This window comes from Actinophytocola sp. (assembly GCF_036555685.1).
In the GTDB taxonomy this organism is placed as follows: domain Bacteria; phylum Actinomycetota; class Actinomycetes; order Mycobacteriales; family Pseudonocardiaceae; genus Actinophytocola.
The window spans coordinates 1-10,701 of the sequence record NZ_DATBKY010000265.1 but is presented as its reverse complement, the minus strand read 5'-3'; the positions used below and the strand labels follow the sequence as shown (position 1 = coordinate 10,701).

Genomic DNA, 10,701 nt, shown 5'->3' with positions numbered 1-10,701 from the left:
CCCCCCGCTCTCTGCTGTGGGAGGGTGCCGGGACCGTTGACGCGCGGTGCCCGGCACCGCCCCAATCCCGGGAGCAAAGGTGGATCTGGATCTTTCGGACCGTGTTTACCTGGTGACCGGCGGGAGCCGGGGCCTCGGCCTCGCGACCGCGTCCGTGCTGGTCGCGGAGGGGGCGCGGGTCGTGGTCTCCGGGCGCGACGAGGCCGCCGTGTCCGAAGCCGTCTCGTCGCTCGGGTCCGGCGCGGTTGGTGTCGTGGGGGACAACGCCGATGCCGAGCTGCCCGGCCGGCTCCTCGCCGAGGCCCGGTCGCGGTTCGGGCGGGTGGACGGGCTGCTGGTCAGCGTGGGTGGGCCGGCCGCGGGACCGGTCCTGTCGATGTCGGACGAGCAGTGGCGGTCCGCGTTCGAGCCGGTCTTCCTCGGCGCGGTCCGGCTCGCCCGGGAGATCGGGCCGGAGCTCCCCGAGGGCGGGTCGGTCGCGTTCGTGCTGTCCTCGTCGGTCCGCGTGCCGATCGGTGACCTGGGCATCTCCAACGGCCTGCGGCCGGGGCTCGCGATGGTGGCGAAGTCGCTAGCGAACGAGCTCGGCTCACGAAACATCCGCGTGAACGGGCTCCTGCCGGGCCGGATCCAGACCGACCGGATGACGTATCTCGACTCTCTGTCCACTTCGGACGCAATAGCGGCACGGCTGGCGTCCATCCCGCTCGGCCGGTACGGCGAACCGGCCGAGTTCGGCAGGGTCGCGGCGTTCGTCCTGTCGCCCGCGGCGTCCTACCTGACCGGTTCGATGATCCCCGTGGACGGTGGTGCGTTGCCGGGGATCTGAACGAAATGATCACTTCCCTTCACCGGGCCGCCCTGTTGGGGTATACGTGGAATGACAGGGTCTTTCGGCCGCGACCGCACTGACTGTCCATAAAGGACTGCGGAGGGAGTGAGGGCCGAGTGGGCAACGGCGAGGAGCTGGTTCCGCTACGCACCGGGTTCGATGTGGTGCTGCGCGGTTACCGGCGAGGTCCGGTACGCAGGTACGTGCAGTCCGTCGAGGAGGAGCTGCGCATCCTGGCCGCCGATCGGGACGCGAACGTCCAGCTCGCCGAGGCCCTTGCCAGACAGGTCGAACAGCTCCGGGCGCAGAACGTCCGATTGAGCCAGCAACTGGACAACGTCTGCCGCAAGCCGATCGACCCGGCGCAGCTGCAGGGCCGCCTGCGCCGGATGGTCGAGCTCGCGAACGACGAGGCCGCCGAGATAACCGCCCGCGCGCGGGCCGCGGCCGAGCACTGCTGGGCGACGGCCGAGGAGGCGGCGACCCGGCTGCGGGTGCGCTACGAGAAGTCCATCGCCGAGCTGGACTCCCGCCGCCGCGAGATGGAGCACGAGCACCACTCGCTGCTGCAGCAGACGCGCGTCGAGGTGGCCGTGATGACCACGGAGGCGGAGCGGCGGCGCCAGGAGCTGGACGAACGGGCGGCGCGCCGGCGCGAGCAGGTGGAGACGGACTTCGAGGTGGCGATCTCCGCCCGGCGCACGAAGGCGCTGCGAGAGATCGCCGAGCAGAAGCTGGCGGCCCGCGAGTACGCCGCGGACCGCGTCGCGACGGCCAACGAGACCGCCGGCCGGCTGCTCTTCGCGGCGGCGTCGATGAGTGCGGAGCTGACGACGTCGACGCTCGCGGAGTCGGCGTACCGGCTGCAGCAGGCGAACGCGCGGTCGGCGCAACTGGTGGCGGTGGCGGGCAACGTGACGCACCAGCTCCTTACCGAGGCCCGAGCCGGCACCGGCCGCCTGCTCGCCGCCGCCGGGGCGGTGAGCTCCCGGACCCTGTCCGCGGCGGCGGCCGAGTCGAAACGCCGGGTCGACGCGGCGAACGAGGCCTCGGGCCGGCTGCTGCGGACGAGTGGCGCGCTCGGCGGAAACCTCGTGCACGCGGCGACCGTGGAGGCCGAGCGGCGGGTCGCGGTGGCAACGGCCGAGGCCGGCCGGCGGGTCGATGCCGCGAACGAGGCCTCGGGCCGGCTGCTCGCCGCGTCCGGGGTCGTGGGCGGCGAGCTCGTCACGGCGGCGACGATCGAGGCGAAGCGCCGGGTCGACGCGGCCAACGAGGCGTCCGGTCGGCTGGTGACGGCGTCCGCGGCGCTGGGCGGGAGCCTGGTGGCCGCCGGGACGGCCGAGGCCGGGCGGCGGGTAGCTGCGGCGAACGAGAACTCGGGCCGGCTGGTGCGCGCGAGCGGCGTGCTCGCCGGGAACCTCGTACACGCGGCGACGGCCGAGGCCGAGCGGCGAGTGCGGGAGGCGACGGTCGAGGCCAAGCGACGGGTCGGGGAAGCGACCGCCGAGGCATGGCGGCGGGTCGAGGAGGCGACCGCCGAGGCCGAGCACCGGGTCGCCGCCGCCAACGAGACCTCCGGGCGCCTCGTGCGGGCGTCGGCCGGGGTGTGCGGCAGTGCCATCGCCGCGGCGCGCGCCGAGGCCCGGCGGCGGGTCGAGCGGGCCGACCACGTGGCCGGGCGCGTGGTCACGGCGTCCGCCGCCCTGGGTGGAACCGTGCTGGTCGCCGCGGCCGGCGAGGCGGGACAGTGGATCGACGGTGCCGTCACGGAGGCCGGGCGCCGGATCGAGAGCGCCAACCACACGGCCGGCCGGCTCGTCACCGCCGGCGCCACCATGGCCGGGCACGTCATCGGCGTCGCCATGGCCGACGGCGCCCGGCGGGTCGCCGCCGCGAAGGACGACGCCGCGCGGCGGATAGCCGACGCCGCGGACGACGCCGCGCGGCGGATAGCCGACGCGGACGACACCGCCACGCAGCGGGTCACCGCGGGCCGTCAGGAGGCCGAGCGGATCCTCTCCTTCGCCGACAGCACCGCCGAGAGCGTGGTCCTCGCCGCGATCCGCGAGGCCGAGGACCTCCGTGCGGCGAGCGCCGACGACGGCCGGCGCCGCCTGACCACCGCCATGGCCGAGGCCGACCGGATCATCGACCGGGCCACGCGCGAGAGTGGCCGGCGTGTCCGCGAGGCCGCCGACGAAGCCGACAGACGCGTCGGCGACGCCGGCCGCGAGGTCGAGCGGCTCCGCGAGCTCCACGAGCGCATCGCCGCCCAGGTGAGTGCCGCCCGTGAGGTGCTCGCCGGAGCCGGGCCGCTCCTGCAGCCGGTACCCGCCGAGGCCGACCCGGACCGCGGTGCGATCCCGCTCCAGCGCGAGCACGCGACGAGCTATCTGTCCACTCCGGACCAATAGGCGGCCAGCAGGTCCACCGCCTCCTCCGTCGGCCGGTGCCGGGCCAGCTCCGTGGCGAGCGCACCGGCCGCGGACCGGTAGGCCGGCTCGCCCAGCACCGTGTCCAGCGCCGTGCGGACGCCCTCCGCCTCGGCGACCACACCGGCGCCCACCGCACCGACCCGGCGTGCGTTGATGAACTGGTCCGAGGAGAACAGCGGCACGACGACCAGCGGCACGCCCGCCGCCAGCGCGCCAAGCGTCGAGCCGCCACCGCCGTGGCAGACGACCACGGACGCCCGGCCGAGCACGGATGCCTGGTCGACCCACCGCTCGACCCGCACGTGCCCGGGCACCGGGCCGAGCGTCGACGGGTCCGTGTCCCGGCCGACGGTCAGCAGCACGTCGGCGTCGAGGTCCGCGACCGCTTCGAGCGCGGCCGCGTAGACGCCGGCCACCATCCCCAGGTTGCCGGTCACGCTGCCGAACGTCACGTAGACGAACGGCCGCGTGCCCGACGGTACGGACACCGACCACGCCGAGTCCCGGAAGCGCACCGTCCGCTCCGGCACCGCGGCCGCGGGGTCCTCCAGGCCCGCCGGGAAAAGCGTCAGCACCGGCTCGCCGGCGAGGCGGTTCGGCCCGGTCAGGCCGTACTTGCCTCGCAGCAGGTCCACGTTGGGCGTCGCGAGGGTGTCCACCAGGCGCTCCATCTCGCCCAGGCCGATGGCGACGCGGGCGTGCGGTGTGCCGTGCACCTCGGCCGCGACCAGGCCACCGAACTCGGCCGACTCCCGGATCACGACGTCCGGCCGCCACGACACGATCGCGTCCAGCAGCCGGGGCAGCGCGGCCGTCGCGTCGAGCCGGCCGAAGACTTCGCCGATGACGCGGGCGTTCGCCTGCTCCCGCGCCAGCCCGGGCAGGCTGCCGTACACGGCGGCCATCTCGGCGGACGGCGGCACGCCGAACGCCCAGAACTCCGCGTCGCGCACGGACGGGTACAGCTCCGGTGGCCCGGCCACGAGCACGTCGTGCCCGCCACGGCGGAACGAGCGGACGAACGGTGCCAGCGGTCCGTAGTGACCGGCGCCGGACGTCGAGGTGACCATGATGCGCACCGGCCAACGGTAAGAACGCGGCGCGCTATCGACCAGATCGATCGACGGACAGTGGCGAGGCGGTCACTTTCCCGATGCGGCCACGTGCTGGCTGGACCTGCCCGGGCCGAACGCGGTCAGGAACCGGTCGCGGAACTTGCTCATCTTCCACACGGGTGCGTTCGGTGCGGGGTTGAGCCCCTCCTGCCAGCCCCACTTCGCGATCCGCTTGATGACGGCCGGGTCCTTGGCGACGATCGTGATCGGCACGTCGTGCGTGGCGTCCTCGCCGCTCACGATCGGGGCCGGCTGGTGGTCGCCGAGGAAGATCATCACGAGGTTCTTGTCGCCGTAGGTCTGCGCGTACGAGATGAGGGTCTCGAGGACGTACTCGATCGATTGGCCGTAAGCGCGCTTGACCTTGGTCGGGTCGGGCCAGACGTTCTTGCCCTTCTTGCCGTTCGTGGCCGTCTCGAACACCTTGCCGTCGCCGAGCTGCTTCCAGTCGACCGGCTTGGGCAGCGGCGCCCAGGGGGAGTGGCTCGACGTCAGGTCGATCTCGCCCATCACCGGCCGGTGGCCCGGCTTGCCGCGCTGGGTGTTCTGCAGGTACTGCAGCAGCCACTGGTCGGGCATCCGCGAGTACGCGAACGCCGGGCCCTGGTAGTCGATGTTGTTCTGCGTGTACATCTTGTCGTAGCCGAAGTACTCGCCCTCGGGCCAGTCCCGGTTGATCTGCGGCGAGGCGCCGAACGTGTCCCACCCGGCCCGCTTGAACGCCTTCGTGAGCGACATCCGGTTGCCTGCGGTCAGCGCGTCGTAGCGCTGCTGGTTGTTGATCCACAGGCCGGACTGGATCGACGCGTGCGCGAGCCAGCTGCCGCCGCCGAAGGTCGACGAGGAGAGGAAGGCACTACGGGTCTGGAAACCGGCCGCCTTGAGCTTCGCGGTGCCCGCGTCGAGCTTCGCGTCCACACCGGGGGAGATCAGCGGGTCCTCGACCGCCACGCGGCCGTAGCTCTCGATGAAGTTGAGCAGGACGTCCTTGCCGCGCAGGCCGGTCAGCAGCTCCTCGCCGGGCGTGTAGCGGAACCGGTCGACCGACGCCTCCTTGGCGAACTGCTCGGGGTCGAGCAGCCCGGCGTGCACGCGCTTCGCCTCGTCGTAGACGGTGTCCGACGCGGCGCGCGAGGCGACCGGGGTGCCGGTGGTGAACTGCACGCCGAGCACGGCGCACACGAGCCAGACCACGCCGAGCACCGCGACGTTGCGGGTGACCGTGGGCCGCCGGGACACGAGCTGGCGGCTCAGGCGCAGCGCCGCGATCGTCATCAGCACGAGGGTGCCGACGACGAGCAGGCAAGCGCCGATCACGGCGAGGACCGCGCCGAGCTGGCCGACGGAGTCGGCGAGGTAGTCGACGCCGGGCCGCAGGAAGCTCCAGTCGAAGACCAGGTCGAACGGCCGGGCGAGTACCTCGTTGAAACCGATGTCGGTGAGCTTGACGATCAGCAGCAGGCCGAGCGACAGGCCGATGATGACCGCGGCCACGCGGCGCGCCACCGCGGGCAGCACGAGCACGAGCCCCGTGATGATCAGCGCCTCGATCGGGATCCGGGCGAACGCGGCCGGGGAGAAGTGGCTCAGCCGGTTCGGGGCGATGAGGGCGAACAGCACGAGCGCGACCGCGAGCCCGGTGCCCACGCCGGCCAGCACGCGGCGCCGGGTGGAGCGGGCCGGGGCCTCCTCGGCCGGCTCGGTGGTCTCGGTGGTCTCGGTGGGAGCGTCCGCGCGGTGGCGGTACAGCCACGCGACGTCGTAGCCGAACGACCAGACCAGGGCCGCGAGCGCCAGCCCGAGGATCAGCACGTTGCCGGTCTCCGGCAGCAGCTCGGCGGCGGCGAAGGCCAGGATGATGCCCTGCGCGGCGGCGATCGTCTTGCGGATCATGCTGTGCGGCAGCTCGGCCCGCAGCCACGGCAGCAGCCGGCCGGCCACGACGAACACGTAGCGCATGACACCGATGGCGAGCACCCAGGGGCCGAGGTTCGTGGCCAGGTACGCGCTCAGCACAAGGATGAGGAACGCGTCGGTCTCCATGTCGAACCGGGCGCCGAACCGGGACACCGTGCCGGTGTGCCGGGCGACCCGGCCGTCCACCGCGTCCAGCGAGAGCGCCACCGCGGCGAGCACGACCATCGGCGTGACGGGAACCGGCTCGGGAATGTCGGAGACGAGGACGGTCACGCCGCCGATCAGCACGGCGCGGGCGAGCGTCACCAGGTCGGCCGGACCGAATGCGGTGACGCCGTAGCGGCGCAGCCCGGTGGTGATCGCCGCGCAGCCGATCACGAGGTAGGCGATCCCGGTCAGCCACCCCGACGGGCCGAGCCCGGTGACCAGGGCAAGCCCGATGAAAAGGGCCACCTGCGCGGCCGCTCCGGCGATCAGGGTGCGCACCGGAGACGCTTTCAAGACGGCCACGCTTTCCTCCTGGGTTTCGGCTGTTCTGCCGTGAATACGTCTCCCTGCTCCGGATGGTTCTACGCCCTCCCGCTTTGCCGCCTTGACCTGGGGGTTCCACCCCGGTGAACTTCTCGCGCACCGGCCGCGTGTTAATAGGTGACGGCGGGCGAGGACGAGTGGATGGAGGTCCCGTGACGGTCACGACCAGCCAGTTCGCCCCGGACTGGCTCGCGTTGCGCGAGGGCGCCGACGCGGCGGCACGTTCGGTCGAGCTGCTCGACCCCCTGCGCGCCTACCTGCCCGAGGGTGACCTCGTGGTCCGCGATCTCGGCTGCGGCACCGGATCGATGGGCCGCTGGCTGTCCCCGCGGCTGCCCGCGCCGCAGCACTGGATTCTCACCGACCGGGACCCGGTGCTGCTCGCGCGGGCGGTCGCGAGCCTGCCCGCCCCGGCCACGGCCGTCATCGACGAGCGGGACCTGACGCTGCTGACCGGCGCCGACCTGGCCGGCACGTCCCTGGTGACCGGGTCCGCGCTGCTGGACCTGCTGACCGCCGAGGACGTGGTCGGCCTCGCGGCGGCGTGCGTGGAGGCGAGGTGCCCGGCGCTGCTGGCGCTGTCCGTCGTGGGCCGGGTGGCGCTGGACCCGGTGGACCCGCTCGACGCGACGCTCGAGGCAGCCTTCAACGCCCACCAGCGCCGGGTCAGTGATGGCAGGCGGCTGCTCGGCCCGGACGCCGCCGACGCGACGAGGCGGACCTTCGAGGGACTGGGCGCGGTCGTGCATCAGCGCCCCAGCCCGTGGCGGCTCGGCCCCGACCGCACGGCGCTGACGGCCCAGTGGCTGCAGGGCTGGGTGGCGGCCGCGTGCGAGCAGGAGCCGGAGCTGGCCCGCGCCGGGATGGAGTACCTGCGCCGCCGGCTCGAAGAGTGCACCGCGGGCGAGCTGACCGCGACGGTCGAGCACGTGGACCTGCTGGCGCTGCCGAGCTGACACCGCGGCACTCACGCCGCCGAGACGGCAGTCAGCCCAGTCCGGCGGCGATCTGCGCCGGAGTGGGCAGCTCGGCCATCTCGCCGGCGATCCGCCGGGCCGTCGCGCGCTCGGGGCCGTCGGACAGCAGCGCCGCCACCGCCGCGCCGATCGCGCCCGGGGTCCGCTCCTCGGCGGTCAGCTGCCGGCCGGCGCCGGCCCGGGCGACGAGCTCGCCGTTGAACGGCTGGTCGGCGCCCTGTGGCAGAACCAGCTGCGGGACGCCGTACTCCAGCGCGCCGAGCACCGTGCCGGCGCCGCCGTGGTGCACGATGAGGTCGACCCGGGCGAGCACCTCCGCCTGCGGCAGGAACCGCTCGACGCGGACGTTGCGGGGCAGCTCGCCCAGCAGCCGCGGATCGCCGTCGGGACCGGCCGCCACCACCACGTCCACGTCGCGCGCCGCGGTCTCCAGGATCGCCGCGCGCAGCACGTCCACCGCGCCGTACGACATCGTGCCGAGCGTGACGTACACCCGCGGCCGCCGCGGCGTTCCGGTCAGCTCGCCCGGCAGGTCGGCGGGCTCGGACCACGCGGTGGCGCGCACCGCGATGCGGTTGGGCGGCAAGGGAAGGTCGCCGTACAGCGAGTCCGGCACGGGGTCGAGGTAGCCGCCCGGGTAGGCAGCGAGGTCGCCGGGTTCGCCGTCCTGCCAGAGGTTGCGCTGGTCCGCGACGGCGTTGCGGTGCCAGCTCGCGAAGAACTCGGTCAGCGCGCCGATCCCGTAGGCGACCGCCCGCACGCCGAGCACGTCGGCCGCCACCGCGGCGCCGATGTCGCAGCACTCGTAGACGACGAGGTCCGGCTTCAGCCGGGGCAACTCCTCGAGGAGCGCCGGGGCCACGACCCGCGGCAGGCTCTCGCCGAACATCCACCCGCCGAACTGGTAGACCCCTTCGACGGTCCACGTCTGCAGCCCGGGATGGTTCTTCAGCGTCAGGTCGCGCAGCTGCTTCAGCGTCGTCCCCGCCGGCATCGAACGCACGGTGGGCAGCGACAGCCGGCCGAGGAACGGCTCGGCGGTCGCGACCGTCACGTCGTGGCCGGCGTCGGCGCACGCGAGCGCCAGCGGGAGGAACGGGTAGATGTGCCCGTAGGAAGGCGGGCTGGAGAACACGATCCGCATGCGTAGACCATCGCGGCTCGCCCGGCCCGATGTGATGGACGGCGCCAAACATGGGCAGGCACCGCGCGAAAGATGGGTAGTCGCAATGGGTGATCGAACCGTCGCGCTGAGCACGAAGCTGCTCCGGTCGATCGTCTTCGTTGCTCCTAATGACGCAATGTCGGGCGGGACAGGATTCCCTCGCCCGATGCCGGGCACTTCTTCCACGCTCGACCACTGAGAACGAGAAGGGAGCCCGTGATGTCGACAGGAGCTGTCGTCGTCCTGGTCATCGTCGTGGTGCTTGCGCTGGCCGTGGGCGCCTGGTTCGTCACGCAGCAGTCCCGCCGCCGCCGGTTGCAGGAGCGGTTCGGCCCCGAGTACGACCGGCGCGTCTCGGAGACCGACGACCGCCGCGTCGCCGAGCGCGAGCTGGCCGAGCGGGAGAAGCGGCACAAGAGCTACGACCTGCGCCCGCTGTCCGACGCCGACCGCGCCCGCTACACCGAGCAGTGGACCCTCGTCCAGGAGCAGTTCGTCGACCAGCCCGGCGAGGCAGTCGCGGCGGCCGAGCAGCTCGTGGTCATGGTCATGCGCGACCGCGGCTACCCGACCGACAACTTCGAGCAGAGCACCGCGGACCTGTCCGTCGAGCACGCTCACCTGGTCGACCGCTTCCGCGCCGGCCACGACATCCGGACCCGCCACACGCAGGGCACGGCGTCCACTGAGGAGCTCCGGCAGGCGCTGACGCACTTCCGCGGCATGTTCGAGGCCCTGCTCGGCCACGGTCGCACGGAGACGGACGACGCAGACCGCGCCTACCAGGCCGGCCGTGCGGACGCCGGCACGCACGGCGTCCCGCAGACCCGCATGACGGACCGGCACCCGGACGCCCCGGAGACCGCTGCCGGCCCCGCCGCGGCCCACGGTCAGGTCGTCGAGGAACCGCGGCGCACCAAGCGCTGACCACCGTCCGTCCACTTGTCATCGGGAGACGTCATGCGTGAACAGACCACACCCGGCGGCTACGGCCAGCCGCAGACCGGCCGGATCCCCGGCGGCGACGAGCCGGACGGCCGGCAGCCCATGCCCGACCAGGCGGCCGACCCGACCGGCCGGCGTCCGTCCGCGGCTCAGGTTCCGGGATCGGTGGACGGGCCGGCCGGGCCCGCTACCGGGCCGGCCGGCACGCCCCCGGCCGACCCGGAACCCGTCCCGGAGTTCCGTCCAGAGTCCGAAGTAGACACCGTGGGCCGCAGGGGTTACGACACGGAGCCGGAGCCGGCGGGACCGGCCGGCACCGAGCCGGTCACCCCGGCCCCGGCCGACGAGCCGATGACCGCCGGGACGCCCGGCGGGCCGGGCTCGGCGCCGGTGTCCGACGTCCCGGAGGGTGCCCTCGCATCCGGATCGGGCCGGGCCGGTGAGGACACCGGCGCCGTCCTCTTCGGCCAGGACGAGGTGGAGCGGTTCCGCCTGCGCTGGCGGGAGGTCCAGGCGGACTTCGTGGACGACCCGAAGACGGCCGTGCAGGGTGCCGACCGGCTCGTCGAAGAGGTGATGGGCGCGCTGAGCGACCTCTTCGCCGCACACAAGCGCGAGCTTGAGGCCCAGTGGCACGGTGGCGACCACGGGGAGACCGAGGAACTGCGGGTCGCGTTGCGCCGCTACCGCTCGTTCTTCGACCAGCTGCTCAACTCCTGACCCCCCGCCCCGAGTCTCCGGCGCGCCTGATCCGTTCGTGATCAGGCGCGCCGGAGCCATT

At 73.4% G+C, this 10,701-nt stretch carries 8 protein-coding genes; 5 read left to right on the top strand and 3 right to left on the bottom strand.

The features are described 5' to 3' along the window. Positions 1-79 precede the first annotated feature (79 nt). Complete coding sequence (locus VH969_RS27125) at positions 80-829, top strand: SDR family oxidoreductase (RefSeq protein ID WP_331979223.1); 750 nt, start codon at positions 80-82, stop codon at positions 827-829. A 119-nt stretch (positions 830-948) separates the two neighbouring features. After that, complete coding sequence (locus VH969_RS27120) at positions 949-3,249, top strand: hypothetical protein (RefSeq protein WP_331979221.1); 2,301 nt, start codon at positions 949-951, stop codon at positions 3,247-3,249. Here the strand turns inward: VH969_RS27120 and VH969_RS27115 are convergent. Together VH969_RS27115 and VH969_RS27110 are read right to left on the bottom strand one after the other, a co-directional pair. Next, positions 3,225-4,340 (bottom strand): glycosyltransferase, encoded by a 1,116-nt coding sequence (locus VH969_RS27115; protein ID WP_331979225.1) that lies wholly within the window; start codon positions 4,338-4,340, stop codon positions 3,225-3,227. The genes VH969_RS27120 and VH969_RS27115 overlap by 25 nt on opposite strands. A 72-nt stretch (positions 4,341-4,412) precedes the next feature. Then, entirely contained in the window at positions 4,413-6,812 is a 2,400-nt protein-coding gene (locus tag VH969_RS27110) for a CDP-alcohol phosphatidyltransferase family protein (RefSeq protein ID WP_331979219.1), read from the bottom strand. A gap of 173 nt (positions 6,813-6,985) precedes the next feature. Here VH969_RS27110 and VH969_RS27105 point away from each other — a divergent pair, with 173 nt between their 5' ends. Then, a complete protein-coding gene (locus VH969_RS27105) occupies positions 6,986-7,789 on the top strand; it encodes a class I SAM-dependent methyltransferase (protein WP_331979217.1) in 804 nt (267 codons plus the stop codon). 31 nt (positions 7,790-7,820) lie between these two features. On the opposite strand, the gene VH969_RS27100 is transcribed toward VH969_RS27105, so the two are convergent. Beyond that, complete coding sequence (locus VH969_RS27100; RefSeq protein ID WP_331979215.1) at positions 7,821-8,954, bottom strand: glycosyltransferase; 1,134 nt, start codon at positions 8,952-8,954, stop codon at positions 7,821-7,823. A 240-nt stretch (positions 8,955-9,194) separates the two neighbouring features. On the opposite strand from VH969_RS27100, the gene VH969_RS27095 reads away from it, so the two are divergent. Beyond that, on the top strand, positions 9,195-9,902 hold the full coding sequence (locus tag VH969_RS27095; RefSeq protein WP_331979213.1) for a hypothetical protein: 708 nt from the start codon (positions 9,195-9,197) through the stop codon (positions 9,900-9,902). Positions 9,903-9,935: 33 nt separating this feature from the next. Continuing rightward, positions 9,936-10,640, top strand: a complete 705-nt coding sequence (locus tag VH969_RS27090; RefSeq protein WP_331979211.1) for a hypothetical protein — start codon at positions 9,936-9,938, stop codon at positions 10,638-10,640. Positions 10,641-10,701 lie beyond the last annotated feature (61 nt).